Consider the following 24,831-nt stretch of genomic DNA (forward strand, 5'->3'; position numbering starts at 1 on the left):
TGCGGTGGCGGCGGGCGGAATTGCGCTCGGCTCGGGTGCGACGGCGAACAACGCCAATGACGTGGCGCTGGGTTCCGGCTCGGTGACGGCGGCGCCCAATCCGACGTCGGGCTCGACGATCGGCGGCGTGAACTATGCGTATGCCGGGACGAATCCGCAAAGCGTGGTGAGCGTTGGCGCGCCGGGCGCCGAGCGGCAGATCACCAACGTGGCGGCCGGTGAAGTCACGAGTACCAGCACCGATGCGGTGAACGGCTCGCAACTGTATGCGACCGACCAGGCTGTCAATTCGTTGTCGACATCGACGTCGACCGGTATGAGCTCGCTGTCGACGGGGCTGAGTTCGCTGTCGACCACGCTTTCGTCGACATCCAGTTCTGTGTCGTCGCTGTCGACAGGGATCAGCTCGCTGTCTACCTCGACGTCGACGGGCATCAGTTCGTTGTCGACGGGCGTGAGCTCGCTGTCCACCTCGACCTCGACAGGAATCAGTTCGCTGTCAACGGGTGTAAGCTCGCTGTCGACCGGCATCAGCTCACTGTCGACGTCCACGTCGACGGGTATCAGTTCGCTGTCAACGGGCGTGAGCTCGCTGTCCACGTCGACGTCGACGGGCATCAGTTCGCTGTCGACAGGTGTGAGCTCGCTGTCCACGTCGACCTCGACCGGTATCAGTTCGCTGTCGACGGGCGTTAGTTCACTGTCCATGTCGACCTCGACCGGCATCAGTTCGCTGTCGACGGGCGTGAGCTCACTGTCCACGTCGACCTCGACCGGCATCAGTTCGTTGTCAACGGGCGTGAGCTCGCTGTCCACGTCGACGTCGACGGGCATCAGTTCGCTGTCGACAGGTGTGAGCTCGCTGTCCACGTCGACGTCGACCGGTATCAGTTCACTGTCGACGGGTGTGAATTCACTGTCCACGTCCACGTCGACCGGCATCAGTTCGCTGTCGACGGGCGTGAGCTCGCTGTCCACGTCCACGTCGACGGGCATCAGCTCGCTGTCAACGGGCGTGAGCTCACTGTCAACGGGCGTGAGCTCACTGTCCACCTCGACCTCGACAGGCCTCAGTTCGTTGTCGACGGGCGTGAGCTCGCTGTCCACGTCGACCTCGACCGGCATCAGTTCGTTGTCAACGGGCGTAAGCTCTCTGTCCACCTCGACGTCGACCGGCATCAGTTCGCTGTCGACGGGCGTGAGTTCACTGTCTACGTCCACGTCGACGGGTATCAGCTCGTTGTCGACGGGCGTGAGTTCACTGTCTACGTCCACGTCGACGGGTATCAGCTCGTTGTCGACGGGCGTGAGCTCACTGTCCACGTCCACGTCGACGGGCATCAGTTCGCTGTCAACGGGTGTGAGCTCGCTATCCACGTCGACGTCGACCGGCATCAGTTCGCTGTCGACGGGCGTGAGTTCACTGTCAACGTCGACCTCGACCGGCATCAGTTCGCTGTCAACGGGCGTGAGTTCGCTGTCCACGTCGACCTCGACCGGCATCAGTTCGTTGTCAACGGGTGTGAGTTCACTGTCAACGTCGACCTCGACCGGCATCAGTTCGTTGTCAACGGGCGTGAGCTCGCTGTCTACGTCGACGTCGACCGGCATCAGTTCGCTGTCGACAGGTGTGAGCTCGCTGTCCACGTCGACGTCGACCGGCATCAGTTCGCTGTCGACGGGCGTGAGTTCACTGTCTACGTCGACCTCGACGGGTATCAGCTCGTTGTCGACGGGCGTGAGCTCACTGTCCACGTCGACCTCGACCGGCATCAGTTCGCTGTCGACGGGTGTGAGTTCACTGTCTACGTCCACGTCGACGGGCATCAGTTCGCTGTCAACGGGCGTGAGCTCGCTGTCCACGTCCACGTCGACGGGCATCAGCTCGTTGTCGACGGGTGTGAGCTCACTGTCCACGTCGACCTCGACAGGCATCAGTTCGCTGTCGACAGGCGTGAGTTCACTGTCCACCTCGACGTCGACCGGCCTCAGTTCGATGTCAACAGGTATGAGCTCACTGTCCACCTCGACCTCGACGAGCATCAACTCGTTGTCGACCGGCCTGTCAAGTGTGACTAGCACGGTGGCATCGGCTTCGACGGGCATCAGTTCCCTGTCGACGGGCCTGTCGAGCACGAACAGCACGGTGGCTTCACTGTCCACGTCGACCTCAACCGGCATGAGTTCGTTGTCAACGGGCCTGAGCTCGCTGTCGACGTCGACCTCGACGGGCATCAGTTCCCTGTCGACCGGTGTCAATTCGCTGTCGACTGGATTGTCCACGACCAGCAGCAACCTGGTCAGCCTGTCGTCTTCGACCTCGACCGGGATCACCTCGTTGTCGACGCTGGTGTCGACAACGCGTACCCACTACGTCAGCGTCAACGACGGCGGCACGCAGCAGGGCAACTACGACAACGACGGTGCGACTGGCGTGAACTCGATGGCGCTCGGCGTGAATGCGACGTCTGCTGGAACCAGCGCCGTGGCGGTCGGATATGGAGCGAATGCGGCTTCCACGGCGGCAATCGCGATCGGTCAGAACGCCATGGCGAATGGCAACCAGGCGACGGCAATCGGTCTGAACGCAGTGGCCAGCGGTGCGAACTCGATGGCGATAGGTGCTGGAGCAACGGCCAGCGCATCGAATTCGGTTGCGCTGGGTGCCGGATCGATCGCCACGCAGCCGAATTCGGTCTCGGTCGGCTCGCCCGGCAATCTACGCACGATCACGAACGTCGCGCCGGGGGTGAACCCGACCGATGCCGTCAACGTGTCGCAGCTCGGTGCCGTGCAGCAGAGCGTCAACCATGTGGCCCGCTACGCGTACTCGGGTATCGCGATGGCCAGTGCCATGGCCGGGATGCCGCAGGTCGAGCAGTACAAGACCTTCGCGCTGTCGGCGGGTGCCGGTGACTACGCCGGGTACACGGCGATTGCACTTGGAGCCAGCGCCCGGATCACGACGAACACCATCGTCAAGCTCGGTGTGAGTGCTGCAGACAGCGGCTCCGTGATGTTCAACGTCGGTGTCGGCTACTCCTGGTAAGCGGACCCGCCGGACCGGTTTCGGCCGGTCTGGCGGATCCCGTGCGCCAGGGCCAGCCGGCTCCCGGAACAGAACGTATCGACTCTCAATAGATGGAAGCATCATGAAATTTGCCATGCGAAACATGACGGAGATCGCCTTGCTGGCGATCCTGGGGTTGGCCGGTTGTACAGCGGCCTCCGGCCCGACCTTCAGCGCCTATTCGGTGAGCCTGCCGGACGGCGGACAGGCCTACCGCGTGATCTGCGGTGGGCTGCTCGAAGGTCCGCAGACGTGCCAGCGCGAGGCTCAGAAGATTTGCCGCGAGCAGAACGTAAAGGTTCTCGAAGGCGTCGCGCCGCTGGGGCAGACGCGCAACGGCGCGCCCGATGACCGCGAGCTGACGTTCCAGTGCGGTACGCCGCAGCAGGCCGCGCCAGTGCCGGCACCGGCACCGGTCGTCAAGGCCGCACCCGTCGCGCCACAAGGCCTGACGCTGAGTGGCGACGCTGCCTTCGACACCGGCAAGGCGACGTTGACGCCCGTCTCACGGGCTCAGCTCGACCAGCTCATTGACCGTACGCGCGGCCTCGATGCCGGGACCGTGACAGTCAACGGCTATACCGATTCGGTCGGCTCGGATCCCTATAACCTTGATCTGTCGCGGCGCCGCGCCGAGTCGGTCGTCGCTTATCTGCAGACGCACGGCCTCAAGGCCGAACGCTTCAACGCACATGCCTTCGGCAAGGCCGATCCGGTTGCCTCGAACAGCACGGCGGCCGGCCGTGCCCAGAATCGTCGCGTCGAAGTGCGGCTGAGCACGATCCAGGAAGGATCGGGCGCGCAATGACGAACATGGCTGCTGTCACTCTCGTGTGGGCGGAGCGCGGCCCCGCCGTGTCCGGGGTCGAGCGATGCGCATAGGAATCTCGGTTGTCACTCATGCCGGTCAGAGCATCTGGGAAAACGGCCTGGGTCAGAACCTTGTGTTTCTGGTCCAGGTGTTTCGCAGCCTGCCTTTCGTAAAGTCCGTCGTGTTGATCGACGTCGGCGACCAGGGCGTGCTGCCGCCGCAGGTCGACCTGGGCCCGGACCAGTTGCCTATCCTCGACACGCGAGCCGCGACGGAAGCGGTGGATGTAGTCATCGAGCTCGGCGGCGCGCTCGACGTCCGATGGCTCGACCTGATGCGCGCGCGCGGCCGCAAGGTGATCTTCTACTGCTGCGGGCAGCCGTTTGTCGGCCTGGCCGAAGCGCCGGTGTTCGGCAAGCCGGGTCATGCACCGCGTCCGGATCGTTGCGATGAGGTCTGGCTGCTGCCGAAGGATGCCGCACTGGCGCCGCTGATGCGCGTCCTGCATCGTTGCGACGTCCATATCGTGCCTTATATCTGGAGCCCGCAGTTCATCGAACAGCGCGTGCAGGAAGCGGCCGGGCACGATCTGCATTTCGGTTACCGTCCGCGTCCGACCGGCGCGGACTGGCTGCGCGCGGGGCTGCGCGTCGCGGTGTTCGAGCCGAACATCTCGGTCGTCAAGACCTCGACCATCCCGATGCTGATCTGCGACGAGGCCTACCGGGCCGAACCGGGCGCGATCCAGTTCCTGCATGTGCTCAACACGCTGCACTTGAAAGACCATATGACAATGCTGCATCTGGCCAATTCACTCGATCTCGTGCGCGACCACCGCGCCACCTTCCATGGCCGCCACGACATCGTCGGCTTTATGGCCCAGCATGCCGATGCGGTGGTGTCGCACCAGTGGTGCAACGACCAGAACTATAGCTATCTGGACGCCCTGTACGGAGGCTATCCGCTGATCCACAACTCGCCGTGGCTCAAGGAGGCCGGTTACTACTATCCCGACTTCGAGATCACGAAGGGCGCGGCCCAGTTGCTGCTTGCCGCAGACCGGCACGAGCAAGGGCTCGACGACTACCGTGCCCGTGCGCGGCGCGTGTTCGACGCGGTCGATCCGGTGGCCGAGCACAATCTCGAAGGCTACGCAGTGCGTCTGCGGCATCTGTGCCGGGATACGGCGTTTTCCGCGGGCAGGGGGCGGCAATGAACGGCCAGACCGGACAGCCGGATTCGCTGATGCGGCTGCGTATCGGCATATCGATCTTCGTGCGCAAGGGCAGCCAGTCGGTCTGGGAGAACGGCATTTTCCAGAACTGTATCTTTCTCGCGATGCTGCTCAAGCGCTCGCCGCTCGTCAGGGAGGTCTATCTGGTGGCGGGCGGGGGCGACGGCAGGGCTTCGGATGCGAGCCATTTTCTGGCCGATTCGCCCGTACCGGTGATCGACATGGACAGCGCCGCGTCGCGCCTCGATGTCATGATCGAAATGAGCGCCCAGCTCGACCGCGAATGGATCGTGGCATTCCGGGCGAGCGGCGGCAGGGTTGCGTCGATGCGCGTGGGCAACGATTACGTGATCGACAACGAGCGCATGGTGTTCGATCAACCGAATGCCTTGCTGATTTCGGGGGCGCCGTACGACGCGGTATGGACACTGGCGGAATACGAGCGCACATGCGTGCCGTACTTTGCCACTACGTTTCGGGCGCCGGTGCGCGTGGTGCCTCATTTGTGGAGCCCGGCGATTCTCGAACGCGAGGCCGCCATGCTGCCGGAGGGGATGCATTTCGGCTACCGGCCGGGGCGGTCGCGTTGGCGCGCCGGAATCTTCGAGCCGAACATCTGCATGGTGAAGACCTCGTTTGTGCCGATGCTTGCGTGCGAGGCTGCACATCGGGCCAATCGCGAACTGCTCGAGCACGTCTGGGTTTACAACACGCTGCAGATGAAGGACCACGTGTCCTTCCACGGTTTTGCGATCAGCCTGGACATCGTCAGGCATGGCCTGGCGTCGTTCGAGGGGCGTTTCCCGCTGTGCCGGGTCGTGGCGTCGGATGTGGATGTCCTGGTGACGCACCAGTGGGAAAACGCGCAGAACTACGTTTACTACGAGGCGCTGTACGGCGGTTATCCGCTGATCCACAATTCGCATCTCATCGGCGACTGCGGCTACCGTTACCAGGATTTCGATTGCGAGGCGGGTGGTCGTGCGTTGCAGCGCGCGTTTGCCGAACATGATGCGAATCTGGAGGCTTATCGCGAGACTGCGCGTACCTTTCTGGCGACGCTGGATCCCGAAAGCGAAGCCAACCTCCGCGCCTACGACGAGGCTTTGCTCGCACTCTACTCGGGCGGGAACAAATGAGGACGGTGCGTCGACTCGCCGGACGGATCGCATGGGGCAGTTTGCTGCTGGCTGGCCACGCCTTCGCTCAGAACGTACTCGTGCCGCACGCGGAGAAGACGCCGCGCAATACGCTCGCGCTCGCGGCAGACGCGGTCGGTGCGCGCCAATGTCTGGCGCAAATCTCGTCGCTGTCTGCGCTCGCGATACAGGACACCTCGAACAATGACGTGCTGTTCGACTGGGATCGCAAGCGCATGGGCGGCGGCCCGGTGTTCTCGCTGCTTGGGCTCAACTTTCCGGGTTCCGGCGCCGCATTGTCGGTGGCTGCGGTACCCGAGGCCGACGGCACGTGCTCGGTCGAGGCCGAGCGCATGTCGTTCACGGCGACGCCCTGCAAGCAGGTGGCTCGACGCGAACTGCCGGGCTATCACGCGACACCGCTGCTCGAACATATGACGGTGTATACGGCCCCGAGTGATAGCAGTTCGTCAGTGTCCCTGATCGATTCGTCGCCAGGCTGCCTGGTCATCCGCCGTTACGTGAAATTCTCTGCGTCGGCCGGGAGCGCTGGACGATAGCGCCGAGATTTCACCGATTCATGCAACAAGCTGCATATGTGTGCCATCAGGCAAGAGGTGTGATGTGAAGTACGTGAAGGTTGACCGGAGCGCGGCGTACGTGCCGGACGAGGTAGGCACGGAGCGGCTGCCATGAGCGGATTGCGGATCGGCATCACGATCGGCCTGCACCATGCCGCTGAGACGCTCTGGAACAACGGTATCAAGCAGAACGCCGTGTTTCTTGCGGAAGCACTGCGTCACTGTCCGCGCGTATCGGAGGTGATCCTCGTCAATACGACGGACGTGCCCGTGACGAATGCCTTGCCCTGGGATCTGGAGCGCTATCCGACCATGGCGTTCGAAGGTGCGAAGGATCTCGTGGACGTGATGATCGAGCTTGGCGGACAGGTCGATGCAGAGCAGACCGCTTATCTGAAAGCCAGGGGCGTGCGCCTGGTGTCGTATTGCTGCGGCTTTGAGTATATCCATGCAATGGAGTCGATCCTCTTCGACAGGCGGCTGTGGGGCGAGCATCTGTTTGTCAATCAGCGTTACGACGACATCTGGATCATTCCGCAGGTCGACCATATCAGCCGCGCGTACTTCGAAGTCCTGCGGCGCGTGCCGGCGCGGCAGGTACCGTTCGTGTGGAGTCCGATGTTCGTGGAGGCGCGTTCGCGAGATCTGCCCGAGCGCGGCCGGTACCGTCCAAGTTTCGGACAGAAGCGGCTGTCGGTACTGGAACCGAACATCAATGTCGTGAAATTCGCGCTGTATCCGATCCTGATTGCCGAACTCGTATACCGCAGGCGGCCCGACCGGATCAGTCTGCTTCAGGTCGCCAATGCGGAACGGCTTGCGCACGAAAGTCCCGAGTTTGTTTCGCTGATGAACCAGCTCGATATCGTGCGCGATGGCCACGCCGTGTTTCTCGGCCGTTTCGATACGCCGGAATTCCTCGCCAACCAGACCGATATCGTGATTTCCCATCAATGGGAGAACCCACTGAACTATCTGTATCTGGAAGTCTGCTGGCAGGGCTATCCGCTCGTGCACAACGCCTCGCTGTGCGCCGATCTCGGCTATTACTACGATGGCAACGACGTGGAAGAGGGCGCGAGACGCATGATCGAGGCGCTCGACATGCACGATGCGCAGGCGTCCTGGTATCGCGAACGGCAGCGTACGTTGATCGCAGCGTATCTGCCGCACGACGAGACGCTGGTGGCGATCTACGGCGCGTTGCTCGACGATCTGCTGAGCCGGCCGGTGCGCTGATGTTTCTTCGACACGACAAGGCGCGTCGAGCCCGGGTACGACGTGGCAAGGGAAGCGGGACCGTGGCTGCGATGCCGTTCGAGCGCATCCAGAAGGACTTCGGGCGCGGCAATCTGATCGAAGCGGCCGATGCCATAGCGAAGTGGCTCGCGGTGGCGCCGGACGAGGCGGGCGCGTTGACGGCTCAGGGTCAGTTGCTGCGGCTCACGGATCGTCTGGACGCGGCACACTCTGCCGTCGAGCGCGCCCTGGCGGTGACGCCGGGCTTCGCTCCGGCCATGATCGAAGCTGCCCGGCTGGCCCTGCGCGCGGGCCGGCTGGGCGATGCGCATGCCTGGTACGAGCGTGCGCACCGGTCGGCGCCCGATGCGACGCAATGGTTCGATGAGTGGTGCGAAACGCTATATGTGATGAAACGGTTCGATCTCGGACTGTCCGTCGTTCAGCAATGGTGCGAGCTGGCCCCCGACGACCCGGACGCCTGGTTCAAGCTCGGACTGTTCCGGCAGTCGTCCCGGCATTATGTCCAGTCCCGGGAAGCTTACGAACAGGCGTTCGGGCTCAATCCCGCCCGCCCGATGCTGCGCAACAATCTGTCGGCCCTGCATTATCGACTCGGAGATCACGCCGCGGCGCTGCGTTTCGGCATGGACGCGACGCGCTCGGGAAGCGATACGCATCTGGCCTGGACCAATGTTTCCAATGTGCTGCTGGCGATGCGTGCACCGGCCAGAGCCGAGCTCGCTGCGCGGCGCGCCTGCGCGCTGGCACCCGGTTACACGCTCGCGCTGCTGGCGCTCAGCAATGCCCTGAGGGAAATGCAGTGCTGGGACGAGGCATACGAGACGATCGTTCGCGCGGCGCGCGCGCCGGACAGCGACGTGACGATCCAGTGGGCGGTGGCGATGCTGCAACTGATGCGCGGCGATTTCCAGAATGGCTGGATCAATTTCGAGGCGAGATGGTCGGGTTCGCCCGAACTGGAACGGGTTCCTGTTTTTCATCCCGAGCGGCGCTGGCGCGGCCAGGAACTCTCGGGCAAGACGTTGCTGGTGTGGGGCGAGCAGGGTTTCGGCGACGTATTCCAGTTCGCCCGTTTCGTGCCGCAGATTGCCAGGCGCGTGCGTCAGGCGGGTGGGGAGATGACGCTGTGCTGCTTTGCCGAGGCCTTTGCGCTGATCCAGCGCAGCTTCGCCGATTGCGGCGCGAAGATCGTAGCGCACGACAGCGCGGAGCCCCTCACGTTTGACTACCATCTGCCGCTCGCCAGCCTGCCGCTGATACTCGGGACCACGCTGGAGAACCTGCCCGCGCCGACCGTGTATCTGCGGCACGACGAGGGGCGCGCCGCTGCCTGGAGCGAACGGCTCGCCAATGGCGGCCGGTTTCGCGTCGGCCTGGCCTGGACCGGCAGCCGCACGCATCAGCGCAACCCACTGCGCGCCGTGCCGCCCGAACGCTATGCGCAGGCCTTGCGCGAATTGTCCGATGTCGATTTCTACAGCCTGCAGATCGGCGGTGCCGACGACGTGGCCCGCATGGCCGAAGCCGGGCTCGAGGTGATCGACCTGACCGGGGAGCTGTCGAGCTTCGACGAGACGGCTGCCTTCATAGCGAGTCTCGACCTGGTCGTCACCGTCTGTACGTCGGTCGCGCATCTGGCCGGGGCACTCGGCAAGCCGACCTGGCTGTTGCTCGACGTCAATCCGCACTGGACCTGGCTGCTCGAGCGCAGCGACAGTCCCTGGTATCCGTCGGTCGTGCTGTATCGGCAGCGTCAATACCGGGACTGGTCGGAACCGCTGCGCAAGGTGGGCGAGGATTTGGCCCGATGGCTGGCTCGACGGGGAGAACAAGGTGGACAACAAGACGACTGACGTATTCGAGAAGATCTACCAGGAACGCGGCTGGCATTCGCAGGAGTCGGTCTCCGGCTGGGGTTCCGAACTGAGGAACACGGAGCGCGTGATCCGCGAGCTGCCGGGGTTGCTGGCGCGCTTCGGTGTGCGTTCGATGCTGGACGTGCCATGCGGCGACTTCAACTGGATGCGGCACGTGAATCTGGATGGCGTCGACTATACCGGCGCCGATATCGTCGAGGCCCTGGTTGCGGCCAATCGCGCCACCTATGGCGAGGGGCCGGGGCGGCGTTTCCTGCGTCTGGACCTGCTGCAGGAGCCGCTGCCCGACGCCGACCTGATCCTGTGCCGCGACTGCCTGTTCCATTTCTCGCATGAGGACGTGTTTCGCGCGCTGGTGCGTTTCGCCGGGACGCACGCACGTTATCTGCTGACGACGACTTTCGTCTACCGCTCCTATCCGCGCAACGGCGATATCGAGACCGGACAGTGGACGCCGATCAATCTCGAGATGGCGCCGTTCGATCTTGCGCCGCCGCTCGCGCTCCTGATCGAAGGGAGCCAGGAAAGCATCGTGTACGGCCCGGATCTCGGCGCAGTGCCGATGTACGACCGTTGCCTGGGGTTATGGGACATGGCCTGCGTCCGTTCGCGCCTGGCGCAGCGCGCAGCGGAGGGTCGGCCTTGAGCTCGATCGTGCTCAGCTATTTCTGTGGTCCGGCGCGGCCGAGCCTCGATAACCACAGGCACTATGCGCGGCGCTACGGCTACCGGCACGAAGTCGTCGATGTATCGGCCATGCACGAGAGCCCCCAGTTGCGCATGCTCTACAAGTACGAAACCCTGCTGCATACGCTGCGGCAGGCTTCGCCCGGGCAACTGGTGGCGATGCTCACGGAGAACGCAGCAATCGTCGATCCGGTGCCGCTCGAATCGCTGATGAACGGCCGCGACTGGCTGCTGGTGCGTACGTGGGCGCAGGATTTTCCGCAGACGAACGTGCAGATCTGGCGCAATACGGAGGAGCTTCGTGAGCGGATACTGCGGATCGTTGCGTGTTGCCGGCTAGGCAATGAGGAACCGCCCGCCGAGATCGAGCTGTTCGGCGACCTGGCGACGCTGCACTTTCGCGATGCCGACGATGAGATCGCACCGGTCATGCCGTGCGGTTATTCGATGGATCCTGCCTGGGCGCGCACGACAACCTTTGCTATCAGCATCGACGGCGAGCCCGACCATGCTGGACGCAGGAGCGTCTGTTCGCGTTTCCGGGACGTGCTCGTCGCGCATCTGAACGAGCGGCGCGCGGCAGGTCTGCCGCTGTTTGCGTTTCCCGATTACGACGCCGCCGAGTCCGTCGAGCGCAGCACCTACGCACCTGGCAATCGGATCGCACTGACGACGCTGTATACGCCCAACATCGGGGTATTCGGACGGATCGCCGAGCGGAATATGCGCCGCTATTGCGAACGGCACGGCTATACGCTGTACGTGCATCGCGAGATTCCGGCCGAAGTGGGGCTGGTCGGCAGCGGCAACTGGTTCAAGCCCTGGCTGTTGCAGGGCTATCTCCAGCATCACGAGTGGGTCGTCTGGCTCGACTCGGACATTCTGATTGCCGATCCGGACCGACCGCTTGCCTCACTCCTGGAAGGACGCGACAGGCTGTTCGCCCACGATGTCGGACAGTGGCCGCTCAACGCTGGAGTCGTCGGCCTGCGCCGGACTCCGGCCAATCAAAACTTGCTGGCGTCGTGGATGGCCGAGATTGCCGGTCTGTCCGACCGCTCGACGGTCTATGCGGAGAACGGCGACCAGTTTTATCTGATTCGGGCGTTGACAGGGAGTGGTCTGCTCGACGAGGAGCAGGTGTCGGACTTTGTGACGTGCAATACGCCGTGGATGTTCCGACGTCCCGGCAGCTTCATGGTCCATTACTTCGGCATGTGGCCGCAAATAAGGGCACTGATGATGTCGCACGATAACGGACTACCTGATTGAACCGCTCTCCATAGGTGGACTGATGTGCCGGTTACAGCAAGACCTTATTCAAGGCATTACGAAGCGGAGATCATCTTGGCTAACTCGACTTCCAGCATATCGCTGACGGATCATCACGGCGCTGACTGGTTGGATATGGTTGTGACCATAACAAACCTCAAGGCGCTTGAACGGCGGTTTCCAAAAGATGTTTCCTATGCGATAGATCTCGAGTTGGTTGAGCGCTTTAAGGATGCCGTCGACGGCAGATCGACAGTTCTTCGACTAGGCCCTGGATTTATCAGGATAGCCAACGTGCTACGGACCGGCGCGAGCCTTTCAAAGGTGAGTACCTATATGGAAGCGGTGCTCAGGCATATTGTCGTAACCGGAGGGCTGCTCTCGCTCGCAGTTCTGGAAGTGAGCGTTGAGCGGACGGACGGCAAGCTCGGTGCGAAGGCGCTGAGGATTCCTGCTTCAGAAGGGAGCATGCATCTCGCACATGCAGGTCAGATGCTGAACGCCATGGTGGAAGGGCATCTGGCATTCTCGTGCCAGTCCGTTTTTAACGTCAATAACGAGGATCAATCCCTATACGATGAATGTCTCGCGCGGGTCATTCTTCCTGAGTCCAATTGCGCCATGATGCCATCGAGCTTCATTCCCAGCATTGAGCGGGTAGGGTTCGTAAACGAGTTTGACCAGATTGTTGTCTCGTGCGTCATCGATAGACTGGTAGCGGATAAAACGCGCGTCCTTGGATGCAATATCTCGGCGGAAAGCGCGACCGAATCCCATTGGTGGACAGCCATCTTCGAGAGGCTGCAGCGGATGCCGGACGTTGCGAGGCGACTGATCATCGAAATAACTGAGGCCGCTCCGGTTGTTCCCTCCAGAGGGCGGGATTTTTCGCGGCGCCTGAATGCATTGGGATGTCAGATAGCGATTGACGATTTTGGTGCGGGCTATGGAGTACAGAATGGAGTCGAGATTGGCACGCCGGACATCGTGAAGCTCGATGCGTGCCTGCTCAGAAATGCGAGAAGCGGCCGCCAGGGCATCGAACGGCTCCGTAGCTTCGCCGATCTGGCTCGCGACCTGGCTCGCACCGTTGTAATCGAGGGAGTTGAGAGCAGTGAAGATCTGGATATCGTCAGGAGTGCTGGCTGTGAGTGGGCTCAGGGATATTTGCACGGTGGAACGGAGGACTTTGTGCTGCATGGAGTGTCTCCCCTGTAGTCGTCGTAGCTCACAACGTGCTCGGCATTCCGGTCTGCACGAAACCCGCGTCTGGTGGCCAGCAAACCGAGAGAGGTAATGTCATGAAGACGTACCGCGAATTAGTCGCCCAGCTGTATCAGGTGATGCGGGAGATCGACACTGCGCGGGAGCGTGAGGCAAGACTTATCGCTGAACGTGTGCTGGCGCTACTTTTAGAGGATGGCATTGATGTCCGGGAACTGATGAGTTTATCTGCGCAAGCTCAACACGTCCCCCGGCAGGCCAAGCCGAAGTACTGGAATCCCGAGACGGGGGCAACCTGGTCCGGGCGTGGGCGAAAGCCTCGATGGCTCGTTGGAAAAGACCTGACGGCCTTTCGTATTCCATCGGACGGACCTGACACAGGTTGACAGTGAGTTTCGGTCTGATCTCGAAACCATGCGAGAGTCGCCGCATTGGCGCGCACGTAACGCTCATCCGCACGCTCCCACCTCTCCGCATGCCGTACAAAAGTCGCAACCGTCCTTTCTGATCACCGCATTGGCGCCGCAGGTTCCGCACTTGCGCCCGAGCATGGTGCGTAACTGGTTGATGCCGGCTTCTTCCGAGGATGCTTCGTCGTCCTTGCTAGCCACACCCGCCCCCGCGAGCGCCGCTTGTCCGCCAGTCTGCTCACGCGTGAGTCGCGCCAGCACGCGCGACGGCACCTGATTGCCGTCGGCATCGAGAAAGCCGCGACGATGCAGAATCTGCTGGATCGCGTAGGCCAGCGCGGCCACTTCGGAGTCGTGCCAGAGCGGCGAGCGATGACCGTCGAGCCGTTGCACTTCGCCTAGCCGCACCTGGCCACGATCCCACGATACCTTGCGCAGATCCTGCAGATTGCGGGCCACGAAGCCGCCGCGGGCGGCAAGCGAAAGCGAGCGCATCTGTGCGGTGATCCACTGCTGCGATTCGTCACGCTGGCCGGCAGGAATGAAGAACTCGATCGGGCGCTCGATCGTCACATCGTCACCGGACAGGCGCCCGGTGACTTCCATGAACGACACCGCGACATACAGCGATTTCTTGCCCGCTTGCGTCAGATACTCGACCTTTTCGATAATCGCCGGCAATTCTCCCTTGGGGCGGTGATCGATGGCGATGCGCAGCGGATCGAGATCCGCTTCGGCCAGCGAGTCGTCCGGCTGTTGCGGCGCGACGCTGAGCACGGCGCCGAGCGTTTCGTTGGGACGGTAGGTGGCGAGTCCCTTGAGGCCGCCTTTCCATGCATCGAAGTAGAGACTCTCGAAGGCTTCAAACGGATAATCCGCCGGGACGTTGACGGTCTTCGAGATCGACGTATCCACATACGGTTGCACGGCCGCCATCATGTCGAGGTGATCGCGCGCCGACATCTCCAGCGCGCTGACGAAATAGTCCGGCAACGCGTTGATATCGCCGCCCAGTTCGCGATAGAGGCGATACGCGTAGTCTTCGACCGCGAACGATTCGCGGCTGCCGTCGGCCATCACCTTCATGCGGGTGTAGGTCCACGAGAAGGCCGGTTCGATGCCGTTCGAAGCGTTGTCGGCAAACGCGAGGCTTACCGTGCCGGTGGGCGCGATCGACAACAGGTGGCTATTGCGGATGCCGTCGCGGCGAATCGCGTCCTTGATGTCGTCGGGAAGGCGCGAAGCGAAGGTGCCGTCTGCCAGATAGTGCTTCGCGTCGAATAACGGAAACGCACCGCGCTCGCGCGCCAGTTCGACCGAGGCACGGTAGGCCTCGTCGCGCATCAGACGGGCAATGCGCACCGCAAGTTCGCGGCCTTCGGGCGAGTTGTAGCGCAACCCGAGCATCACAAGCGTATCGCCGAGACCCGTAAAACCCACGCCGATGCGGCGCTTGGCGCGCGATTCGTCGTATTGCTCGGGCAACGGCCAGAGCGTGACGTCGAGCACGTCGTCGAGAAAACGCACCTGGGTGCGCGTGCTTTGCGCGAGCGCTTCCCAATCAAACGAAGGTTTGCCGTTCTTGAGCTGCGCAAACGGCTCGCGCACGAAGCGCGTCAGATTCAGCGGCCCGAGATTGCAACAGCCATAGGCCGGCAGCGGTTGCTCGCCGCAGGGGTTGGTCGCGCGAATGGTTTCGAGCGCGCGCAGATTGTTGTCCTCGTTCATCCGCGAGATGAAGACCACGCCCGGTTCGGCCACGTCGTAGGTCGAGCGCATGATGCGATCCCAGATCGCCCGCGCCGGTTTCTCGCTATAGACCCACATGCCGTCTGCGCGCTGCTGTATGTCGTTGGCTGCGCGCAAGGTGGGCGACGGCTCGGCACGATGGACGAGTTGCCACGGCTGATTCTCTTCGACCGCGCGCATGAATTCGTCGCTGACCGCGACCGACACGTTGAAATTGTTCCAGCGACCCTTCGAATGCTTGGCCTCGATGAATTCGAGCAGGTCAGGGTGATTGCAATCGAGCACGGCCATCTGCGCGCCGCGCCGCGAGCCTGCGCTCTCGACCGTGCGGCATGAAGCATCGAACACGTCCATGTAACTGCACGGACCGGATGCCGATGAGCTGGTAGTGTGAACCCGCGCGCCTTTCGGGCGGATCGCCGAGAAGTTGTAGCCGACGCCGCCACCGCGGCGCATGGTCTCCGCGGCCTGTAGCAGCGCGACGTAGATGCCCGGCAAGCCTTGCTCGTCGCGGCCCTGGATGCAGTCGCCCACCGGCTGCACGAAACAGTTGATGAGCGTGGCCGCGATGCCGGTGCCCGCCGCGCTCATGATGCGTCCCGCGCCGAGCGCACCCTGCCGCAGGTTTTCTACAAAGCGGGATTCGACGGCTTCACGCAGCGCCTCGGGCTCCGCCATCGCGACGCCGTGGGCCACGCGCCGGTAAACGTCGTCGGCGGTTTGTTCGTCGCCCTTGGCGTACTTCTCGAGCAGCACGTCCAGCGAGAATTGTTGCGGCGCAACCAGCAGCCGGGTTGCGGAGGAGTTCACACGGGTGTCAACGCTGTCTTCTGCCATGGTCCCGCCTTTAAGGGCGCCGCGGATCGCGCAGCGCGATGGGTGGAAAGCCGTCACTTTAGCGGGGCTTCAGCCGCTCCGCTGTGACGTGCCGCAACCAGTTCACCATAGCTCACGCGGCGCCTGGCCGCAATCCCAGGCACGGTGACAGGATGGGTATGGAGACCGGGCCCGGCGACGTGAAGGAAGCCGCGCCGGCCGGCGCACGGCTTGAGAGAGGAAAGGGGAGGACGAAGGATTGCTGCCGCGCTCAGGCCTGCAGTGCGATGCCAACCGGCGCGCCGGCAGGCATGGTGTGCGCAAGCGGTGCAACCTGCTTGCGCCGTTCGCGGGTTGGGGCGGTGCCGAACGCGTCGCGATAGCTCTTGCTGAAGTGGCACGCGGACTGAAAACCACACGCCATGGTGATATGCATGATCGACATATCGGTCTGCAGCAGCAGTTCGCGGGCGCGGCGCAAACGCAGGGTCAGGTAGTAATGGGTCGGCGTCATGCCGAGGTGTTCGCGAAACAGGCGCTGCAGTTGCCGCTGCGACATATTGGCGAGCCGCGCGAGTTCTTCGCGCGATAGCGGCTCCTCGATGTTGTTCTCCATCAGCGCGATCACTTCGAACAGCGACTTGTTGGCCGAACCTAGCCGCGCGACCAGCGGCATGCGCTGCTGCGCATTGGTGTCGCGCACGTGTTCGACGATGAACTGCTCAGCAATCTGCGTGACGCGTGCGGTGCCGACGCGCGCCGCAATCAGGTTCAGCATCATGTCGAGCGGCGCGACGCCGCCGGTGCAGGTCACGCGGTCGCGGTCGATCACGAAGAGCTCTTTGAGGAAGCGCGTGTCCGGAAACTCTTCCTTGAGCGCCGACATGTTTTCCCAATGGATCGCACATGCATAACCCGCCAGCAGCCCCGATCTCGCAAGTGCATAAGTGCCGGTGCACAGGCTGCCGAGCGCCACGCCCGCGCGTGCGAAACGGCGCAGCGTCGACAGATGGGCAGGGGTGGTCTCGCGTTGCACGTCGATGCCGCCGCACACGAACACGATATCGGGCTGGCCTACGCATTCCGCCGGACCCGTGTCGACCGCGAGGCCATTGCTTGCCGTGACCGGGCCGCCGTCCGGGCTGATGATCGACCAGCGGTAGAGCGATTGTCCGCTCAGGTAATTCGCCATGCGCAGCACTTCGATCGCGTTGGTGAACGCGATCATCGTGAAGTTGGGCAAGGGCATGAAAGCGAAGTGGGACAACGACGCGGTGCGGTCAGGCGACATGGTGCGAGTGTTCCTTCGGCTCTGTATTTTTGCGGCTGCCGTGGGGAGGCGGCTCCGTCATTCTGGGTTCGAGCGCAACAAGCATGCCATACGGCTAAACCCTGGCCTCATCAAGGTGGATGAAAGGCTCGGGCGCGCTGCCGCACCGCGCATGTGCGGTGCGGGCACTGTTCACGGGCGCGTTGCGCACGCAAGCAGTGCGCATGCGTTGCGGCGCAGCAGCGGCGCATTCCCACTCGAGTCTGGACGAAACCATGCAGTCAATGCCACGAAGTGATGCGCTGGCGACGCCTTGCGCCGCGATCCGCACGACCGGTCACTTGTCCAAAACGGACCTGAATGGCGGAAAAGGCAAAGAACGCGTCTGAATTCGTAAATTGGCGGGGCAGACGAGGGGGAAGAATAGAGCCGTCGGTAGCCGGCGGCAGCAGGCCAGTCAAGGGATTCACGGTGTTTTGCGGGCCGCCTCCATCACTGCATTCCATTACTCACGGACGCCCCATGTCGAACGCCAACCCTTTCTTTGCGCAGACTCTCGCCGAACGCGACGCGCCGGTGCGCAGCGCGCTGCTTAAAGAGCTCGAGCGGCAGCAGTCGCAGGTCGAGCTGATCGCGTCGGAAAACATCGTCTCGCGCGCCGTGCTCGAAGCGCAAGGCTCGGTGCTGACCAACAAGTATGCGGAAGGCTATCCAGGCAAGCGTTACTACGGCGGTTGCGAATTCGCGGATCAAATCGAAGCGCTGGCCATCGAACGCGTCAAGCAACTGTTCAACGCCGGTTATGCGAACGTGCAGCCGCATTCGGGCGCACAGGCCAACGGCGCGGTGATGCTGGCCTTGACCAGGCCGGGCGATACGGTGCTCGGCATGTCGCTCGATGCGGGCGGCCACCTGACGCACGGCGCGAAACCCGCGCTGTCGGGCAAGTGGTTCAACGCCGTTCAGTATGGGGTGGATCGCGCTACGCTGCGCGTCGATTACGACCAGGTCGAAGCGCTTGCGCATGAACATAAGCCGACGCTGCTCATCGCGGGCTTCTCGGCGTATCCACGGGTGCTCGACTTCGCGCGCTTCCGCGCGATTGCCGATAGCGTCGGCGCGAAGCTGATGGTGGACATGGCGCATATCGCCGGGGTGATAGCCGCGGGCCGGCATCCGAACCCGCTCGAACACGCGCATGTCGTGACTTCGACCACGCACAAGACGCTGCGCGGCCCGCGTGGCGGCTTCGTGCTGACCAATGACGAAGAGATCGCGAAGAAGATCAACTCGGCCGTTTTCCCCGGCCTGCAGGGCGGACCGCTCATGCATGTGATCGCCGGCAAGGCGGTGGCGTTCGGCGAAGCGTTGCAGGACGGCTTCAAGTCGTATATCGACAGCGTGCTTGCCAATGCCCAGGCGCTGGGCGAAGTGTTGAAGGCCGGCGGCGTGGATCTCGTGACCGGCGGCACCGATAACCATCTGCTTCTGGTCGACTTGCGTCCGAAGGGCCTGAAAGGCACCCAGGTCGAGCAGGCGCTCGAGCGCGCCGGCATCACCTGCAACAAGAACGGCATTCCGTTCGATACGGAAAAGCCCACGATCACTTCCGGCATTCGCCTCGGCACGCCTGCGGGCACGACACGCGGCTTTGGCGTCGGCGAGTTCCGCGAGATCGGCCGGCTGATTCTCGAAGTCTTCGAGGCGCTGCGCGTTTCGCCCGAAGGCGACGCCGCCACCGAACAGCGCGTGCGCCGCGAAATCTTCGCGCTGTGCGAGCGCTTCCCGATCTACTGATTCGCTGTCATGCCAACCCACGGCCATAGCAGCGCCCCCACACGCCAGCCAGATGGAGCAAACAGAATGAGCACACTGCACGAGAACAGCATCATCATCGACGGTCTGAACATCTCGCGGTTCGACCGCTCGGTGTTCGAAGACATGCAAAAAGGCGGCATCACCGCGACGAATTGCACGGTGTCGGTCTGGGAAAGCTTTGCGAAGACGGTCGACAACATCGCCTTGATGAAGCAGCAGATCCGCGAGAACAGCGAACTACTGACGCTGGTGCGCACGACGGACGACATCCTGCGCGCGAAGAAGGAAAAGCGCACGGGCGTGATTCTCGGCTTTCAGAACGCCCATGCGTTCGAAGACAACCTCGGCTACATCGAAGCGTTCGCCGATATGGGCGTACGCGTGGTACAGCTTTGCTACAACACGCAGAACCTCGTGGGCACCGGCTGCTATGAGCGCGACGGCGGCCTGTCCGGGTTCGGGCGCGAAGTGATCAGCGAGATGAATCGCGTCGGCATCATGGTCGACCTGTCGCATGTCGGCGGCAACACCTCGTCCGAAGCGATTGCTTTCTCGAAGAAGCCGGTGTGCTACTCGCACTGCCTGCCCTCGGGTTTGAAGGAGCATCCGCGCAACAAGTCGGACGAGCAACTGAAGGAGATCGCCGATGCGGGCGGTTTCGTCGGGGTGACGATGTTCGCACCGTTCCTCAAGCGCGGCATCGACGCGACGGTGGAGGACTATGTCGAAGCCATCGACTATGTGGTGAATCTGATCGGCGAAGACGCCGTCGGGATCGGTTCCGACTTTACCCAGGGCTATACCGTCGATTTCTTCGACTGGATCACGCACGACAAGGGACGTTATCGCCGCCTGACGAACTTCGGCAAGGTTGTGAATCCTGAAGGTATCCGCACCATCGGCGAATTCCCGAACCTGACCGCCGCGATGGAACGGGCAGGCTGGAGCGAGACGCGCATCCGCAAGATCATGGGCGAAAACTGGGTGCGCGTGTTCCGCGACGTCTGGGGCGCTTGAGCCAATAACACCTAACCCCACGGAGTGACTCGCGATGCAACCGCAACTGCCAATTGACGTCGATCCGAACACCGGCGTCTGGACCACCGACTCGCTGCCGATGCTGTACGTGCCGCGCCATTTCTTCACCAACAACCACACGGCGGTCGAAGAAGCGCTGGGCCACGATGCCTACGCCGAGATCCTTTACAAGGCCGGCTACAAGTCCGCCTACCACTGGTGCGACAAGGAAGCGAAGCAACACGGCATCAGCGGCATGGCCGTATTCGAGCACTACCTGAACCGCCTGTCGCAACGCGGCTGGGGGCTCTTCAGGATCGTCGAAGCCGACCCGGCGAGTGCCCGGGCGAAGATCGAACTGCATCACTCGTCGTTCGTGCTGGCGCAACCGGGTAAGGAAGGCAAGCTCTGCTACATGTTCGCGGGCTGGTTCGCCGGCGCCATGGACTGGGTCAACGACACCACTGAAGCTGGCAAGAACGCACCGCGTTCGCAGTCGAGAGAAGTGCAGTGCGCGGCGGAACATCACGCGCATTGCGTATTCGAAGTGTCGCCGCTCGCCCACTAAAACCAGTCGTAATCGAACCCGTCCGAGGTCGTCCGCGATGCGTTACCCGAATCTGTTCAAACCTTTGACGCTGAACCAGTTGACGCTGCGCAACCGCATCGTCAGCACGGCGCACGCCGAGGTCTATGCCGAACCGGGCGGCCTGCCCGGCGACCGCTATATCCGCTACTACGAGGAAAAGGCCAAGGGCGGTGTGGGCCTCGCCGTGTGCGGCGGCTCGAGCCCGGTGTCGATCGACAGCCCGCAAGGCTGGTGGAAGTCGGTGAATCTCTCGACCGACAGGATCGTCGACCCGCTTGGGCGTCTGGCTGAAGCCATGCACCGGCACGGCGCGAAGATCATGATTCAGGCGACGCATATGGGCCGCCGCTCGGCGTTTCATGGCGAGCATTGGCCGCATCTGATGACGCCCTCGGGCGTGCGCGAGCCGGTGCACCGCGGCAACGCCAAGATCATCGAAGTCGAGGAAATCCGCCGGATCATCGCGGATTTTGCCGCGGCGGCCAAACGTGTGCAGCAGGCGGGCATGGACGGCATCGAGATTTCCGCCGCCCACCAGCACCTGATCGATCAGTTCTGGAGCCCCCGTACCAACTTCCGCTCGGACGAATGGGGCGGCAGCCTGCAAAACCGGCTGCGCTTCGGCGTGGAAGTGTTGAGCGCGGTGCGTGAAGCGGTGGGGCGCGATTTCTGCGTGGGCTTGCGCATGTGCGGCGACGAGTTCCATGAGGACGGACTCGACCATGAACAGTTGAAGGAGATCGCGCAGGCGATGTCCGAGACCGGTTTGATCGACTATATCGGCGTGATCGGCTCAGGTGCGGATACCCACAACACGTTGGCGAACTGCATGCCGCCGATGGCGTTGCCGCCTGAACCGTTCGTGCATCTAGCGGCGGGGATCAAGTCGGTCGTGAAGCTGCCGGTGATGCATGCGCAGAGCATCCGCGACGCGGGTCAGGCGGAACGTCTGCTGGCCAACGGCATGGTCGATCTGGTCGGCATGACGCGCGCGCAGATCGCGGACCCGCATATGGTCATCAAGATCCGCGACGGGCGCGAGGACGAAATCAAGCAGTGCGTCGGCGCGAACTACTGCATCGACCGCCAGTACAACGGGCTCGACGTGCTGTGCGTGCAGAACGCCGCGACCTCGCGCGAAGCGACCATGCCGCATGTGATCGAGAAGACGCGGGGGCCGCGCCGCAAGGTGGTGGTGGTCGGCGCCGGACCCGCGGGGCTCGAGGCGGCACGGGTGGCCCGCTCGCGCGGCCACGACGTCGTGCTGTTCGAAAAGAGCGATGCCGTCGGCGGCCAGATCATGCTGGCAGCGAAGGCGCCACAGCGCGAACAGATGGCGGGCATCGTGCGCTGGTTCGATATGGAAACCAAGCGTCTCGGCGTGGACCGGCGTCTGGGTGTCGCGGCCGACGACAAGGCGATTCTCGCCGAGAAGCCGGACATCATCGTGCTCGCCACCGGTGGTTCGAGCTTTACGCAGCAGGTTCCGGCCTGGGGTGTGGACCAAGGCCTCGCGGTCAGCTCGTGGGACATTCTTGCGGGCCGAGTCGAGCCGAAGCAGAACGTGCTCGTCTATGACGGCGTCAGCACGCATGCGGGCGCCGGGGTCGCTGACTTTATCGCCAGCCGCGGGTCGAAAGTGGAGATCGTCACACCGGACGTGAAGGTGGCCGACGACGTCGGCGGCACGACCTTCCCGATCTTCTACCGGCGCCTCTATGCACAGGGCGTGATCCACACGCCGAACTACTGGCTCGACCGCGTCTACGAAGAAGACGGCAAGAAGATCGCCGTGCTGCGCAACGAATACACCGAAGAACAGGAAGAGCGCGCCGTCGATCAGGTGGTGATCGAAAACGGCAGTACTCCGAACGACGAACTGTACTGGAAGCTGAAGCCGGAATCGCTGAACCGCGGTCAGGTCGATGTGCACAAGCTGTTTGCCGCCGAGCCGCAGCCCTCGCTTTCCGAACAGCTTGGCGATGGCCGCTTCCTGCTGTTCCGGGTCGGCGACTGCATCTCGATGCACAACATCCACGGCGCGATCTATGATGCGCTGCGACTCTGCAAGGATTTCTGACGATGAGCCCGGCGTTTCTCATCACCGCATTGCTGTGGGTATCGGTCGCCGGCCTCGCGTTTGCAGTCGTCAAGCGTTCGTCGTACTGGCGGCTGGGACGCGCGACGGCGGCGGGCGCATTCGGCTGGACCAACCTGCTGACTATCCCCAGGCGCTATTTTGTCGATCTGCATCACGTGGTGGCGCGCGATCCGTACATTGCGAAGACGCACGTCGCCACGGCAGGGGGCGCGATCGCCGCGTTTGCGCTGGTGTTCCTCAACTACGGCCTTGCGATCTATTCGCCGTGGCTCGACAAGCTGATCTTCCTCGCGGCCCTGGTCATGCTGGTGGGCGCGGTGTTCGTCTGGCGTCGCCGCAGCGGCGCGAAAGCGGTGCCGGCGCGCTTGTCGCGTGGCCCGTGGGATACCTTGCCCTGGTTGCTGGGCTCGTTCGCCCTGGGGTTGTTGCTGTTCATGCTGGTGCCGGCCTCGACGATGTCCGGTGGTCTTGCGGTGATCTTCGCGCTGCTGATCGCGGTGGGCGCCTTTGCCATGACCATGGGGGCGGCACGCGGCGGGCCGATGAAGCATGCCTTGGCCGGGCTGTTGCATCTGGCGTTCCATCCGCGTCAGGAGCGTTTTGCCGGTGACGCTAACGTGCGCGCCGACGCAACGCCACCCACGGCGCTGAAAACACCCGTGCTCGAACAGAACGAATATGGCGTGGGCAAGCCGGTGGAATTTCGCTGGAACCAGTTGCTGAGCTTCGATGCCTGCGTGCAGTGCGGCAAGTGCGAAGCGGCATGTCCCGCATTCGCCGCCGGTCAGCCGCTCAATCCGAAGAAGCTGATTCAGGATCTGGTCACGGGCATGGTGGGCGGCTCGGACGCGGCCTATGCCGGCAGCCCAACGCCGGGCTTCTCGATCGGACAGCATGCGGGTGCGCCGGACCGGCCGATCGTCTCCAGCCTGATCGAAGCGGACACGCTGTGGTCGTGCACGACCTGCCGCGCTTGCGTGCAGGAATGCCCGATGCTGATCGAGCACGTCGATGCGATCGTGGATATGCGCCGCAATCAGACACTGGTGCACGGCACGGTGCCGGGCAAGGGCCCGGAGGTGCTGGCGAATCTGCGTGAGACGGGCACGGCGGGCGGTTACGACAAGGCCGCGCGCTATGACTGGGCCGTCGATCTGAATGCGCCGGTCGCGCAAGCGGGCAAGCCGGTTGACGTGCTGCTGGTGGCCGGTGAGGGCGCTTTCGACATGCGCTATCAGCGCACGTTGCGGGCCCTGGTGACGGTGTTGAACAAGGCCGGCGTCGACTACGCCGTGCTGGGCGGCGATGAAACCGATACCGGCGACGTCGCGCGCCGTCTCGGCGATGAAGCCACCTTCCAGCGGATGGCGAAGCAACTGGCCGGCACCTTGTCGAACCTGTCGTTCAGGCGCATCGTCACCGCCGACCCGCACGTCATGCATAGCCTGCGCAACGAATATCGCGCCATGGGCACGCGTTTTGAAGTGCTGCATCACACGAGCTTCATCGCGGGTCTCGTCGCTTCGGGCAAGCTGTCGCCGAAAGCCGCCGAGGCCCTGGCCGACAAACGCATCACGTATCACGATCCGTGCTATCTGGGCCGCTATAACGGCGAAACGGAAGCGCCGCGGCAACTGCTCAAGTCGATCGGCATCAAGGTGGTCGAGATGGAGCGCAACGGCAAACGTGGCCGCTGCTGTGGCGGAGGCGGCGGCGCGCCTTTGACGGATATTCCCGGCAAACAGCGCATCCCGGACATCCGCATGGCCGACGCCCGGGCGATTGGCGCCGAGGTCGTCGCAGTGGGTTGCCCGAACTGCACGGCGATGCTGGAAGGCGTGGTCGGTCCGCGTCCTGAAGTACTCGACGTGGCCGAGCTCGTTGCTGCGGCGCTGGAGTGAAG

General features: G+C 63.2%; 18 protein-coding genes. 16 read left to right on the forward strand and 2 right to left on the reverse strand.

Annotation, left to right across the window (positions count from 1 at the left end):
* The first annotated feature begins 2,179 nt into the window (after positions 1-2,179).
* The 11 genes from AC1ECK_RS35220 to AC1ECK_RS35270 all read left to right on the forward strand — a co-directional run bounded on the left by AC1ECK_RS35220 (position 2,180) and on the right by AC1ECK_RS35270 (position 13,544).
* Positions 2,180-3,049: a YadA family autotransporter adhesin gene (locus AC1ECK_RS35220; protein WP_480327745.1), complete on the forward strand. Its 870-nt coding sequence runs from the start codon at positions 2,180-2,182 to the stop codon at positions 3,047-3,049.
* A 103-nt stretch (positions 3,050-3,152) separates the two neighbouring features.
* Positions 3,153-3,878: an OmpA family protein gene (locus AC1ECK_RS35225; protein WP_480327663.1), complete on the forward strand. Its 726-nt coding sequence runs from the start codon at positions 3,153-3,155 to the stop codon at positions 3,876-3,878.
* Positions 3,879-3,942: 64 nt separating this feature from the next.
* On the forward strand, positions 3,943-5,097 hold the full coding sequence (locus tag AC1ECK_RS35230) for a DUF2827 domain-containing protein (protein ID WP_480327665.1): 1,155 nt from the start codon (positions 3,943-3,945) through the stop codon (positions 5,095-5,097).
* Positions 5,094-6,254, forward strand: coding sequence for a DUF2827 domain-containing protein (locus AC1ECK_RS35235; RefSeq protein WP_480327667.1), 1,161 nt, complete (start codon positions 5,094-5,096; stop codon positions 6,252-6,254). The genes AC1ECK_RS35230 and AC1ECK_RS35235 overlap by 4 nt, the downstream gene beginning before the upstream one ends.
* A gap of 5 nt (positions 6,255-6,259) precedes the next feature.
* Entirely contained in the window at positions 6,260-6,814 is a 555-nt protein-coding gene (locus AC1ECK_RS35240) for a hypothetical protein (RefSeq protein ID WP_480327669.1), read from the forward strand.
* 132 nt (positions 6,815-6,946) lie between these two features.
* Positions 6,947-8,074, forward strand: coding sequence for a DUF2827 domain-containing protein (locus AC1ECK_RS35245; protein ID WP_480327671.1), 1,128 nt, complete (start codon positions 6,947-6,949; stop codon positions 8,072-8,074).
* 71 nt (positions 8,075-8,145) lie between these two features.
* Positions 8,146-9,951, forward strand: a complete 1,806-nt coding sequence (locus AC1ECK_RS35250; RefSeq protein WP_480327747.1) for a glycosyltransferase family 9 protein — start codon at positions 8,146-8,148, stop codon at positions 9,949-9,951.
* On the forward strand, positions 9,932-10,621 hold the full coding sequence (locus AC1ECK_RS35255; RefSeq protein ID WP_480327673.1) for a class I SAM-dependent methyltransferase: 690 nt from the start codon (positions 9,932-9,934) through the stop codon (positions 10,619-10,621). Before AC1ECK_RS35250 ends, AC1ECK_RS35255 begins: the two co-directional genes overlap by 20 nt.
* Positions 10,618-11,934, forward strand: a complete 1,317-nt coding sequence (locus AC1ECK_RS35260) for a glycosyltransferase family protein (RefSeq protein WP_480327675.1) — start codon at positions 10,618-10,620, stop codon at positions 11,932-11,934. Before AC1ECK_RS35255 ends, AC1ECK_RS35260 begins: the two co-directional genes overlap by 4 nt.
* Before the next feature lie 75 nt (positions 11,935-12,009).
* On the forward strand, positions 12,010-13,152 hold the full coding sequence (locus AC1ECK_RS35265) for an EAL domain-containing protein (protein ID WP_480327677.1): 1,143 nt from the start codon (positions 12,010-12,012) through the stop codon (positions 13,150-13,152).
* Positions 13,153-13,235: 83 nt separating this feature from the next.
* Positions 13,236-13,544, forward strand: coding sequence for an H-NS histone family protein (locus AC1ECK_RS35270; RefSeq protein ID WP_480327679.1), 309 nt, complete (start codon positions 13,236-13,238; stop codon positions 13,542-13,544).
* Between the two features lie 63 nt (positions 13,545-13,607).
* Here AC1ECK_RS35270 and AC1ECK_RS35275 read toward each other — a convergent pair whose 3' ends face one another.
* Together AC1ECK_RS35275 and AC1ECK_RS35280 are read right to left on the reverse strand one after the other, a co-directional pair.
* Complete coding sequence (locus AC1ECK_RS35275; protein ID WP_480327681.1) at positions 13,608-16,154, reverse strand: adenosylcobalamin-dependent ribonucleoside-diphosphate reductase; 2,547 nt, start codon at positions 16,152-16,154, stop codon at positions 13,608-13,610.
* Between the two features lie 250 nt (positions 16,155-16,404).
* Positions 16,405-17,451 carry a GlxA family transcriptional regulator gene (locus AC1ECK_RS35280; protein ID WP_480327749.1) on the reverse strand — a complete coding sequence of 349 codons (1,047 nt, stop codon included), beginning with the start codon at positions 17,449-17,451 and terminating at the stop codon, positions 16,405-16,407.
* 474 nt (positions 17,452-17,925) lie between these two features.
* On the opposite strand from AC1ECK_RS35280, the gene AC1ECK_RS35285 reads away from it, so the two are divergent.
* The 5 genes from AC1ECK_RS35285 to AC1ECK_RS35305 all read left to right on the forward strand — a co-directional run bounded on the left by AC1ECK_RS35285 (position 17,926) and on the right by AC1ECK_RS35305 (position 24,829).
* The gene (locus AC1ECK_RS35285) at positions 17,926-19,200 is read left to right on the forward strand and encodes a serine hydroxymethyltransferase (RefSeq protein ID WP_480327683.1); all 1,275 of its coding nucleotides are present in this window, start codon (positions 17,926-17,928) and stop codon (positions 19,198-19,200) included.
* Between the two features lie 66 nt (positions 19,201-19,266).
* Positions 19,267-20,238 carry a dipeptidase gene (locus AC1ECK_RS35290; RefSeq protein WP_480327685.1) on the forward strand — a complete coding sequence of 324 codons (972 nt, stop codon included), beginning with the start codon at positions 19,267-19,269 and terminating at the stop codon, positions 20,236-20,238.
* Positions 20,239-20,272: 34 nt separating this feature from the next.
* Entirely contained in the window at positions 20,273-20,806 is a 534-nt protein-coding gene (locus AC1ECK_RS35295; RefSeq protein ID WP_480327687.1) for a DUF5943 domain-containing protein, read from the forward strand.
* A 37-nt stretch (positions 20,807-20,843) separates the two neighbouring features.
* Positions 20,844-22,907, forward strand: a complete 2,064-nt coding sequence (locus AC1ECK_RS35300) for an oxidoreductase (protein WP_480327689.1) — start codon at positions 20,844-20,846, stop codon at positions 22,905-22,907.
* A 2-nt stretch (positions 22,908-22,909) separates the two neighbouring features.
* A complete protein-coding gene (locus AC1ECK_RS35305; protein WP_480327691.1) occupies positions 22,910-24,829 on the forward strand; it encodes a (Fe-S)-binding protein in 1,920 nt (639 codons plus the stop codon).
* Positions 24,830-24,831: the final 2 nt, after the last annotated feature.

The organism is Paraburkholderia sp. SSBN10T, assembly GCF_056619545.1.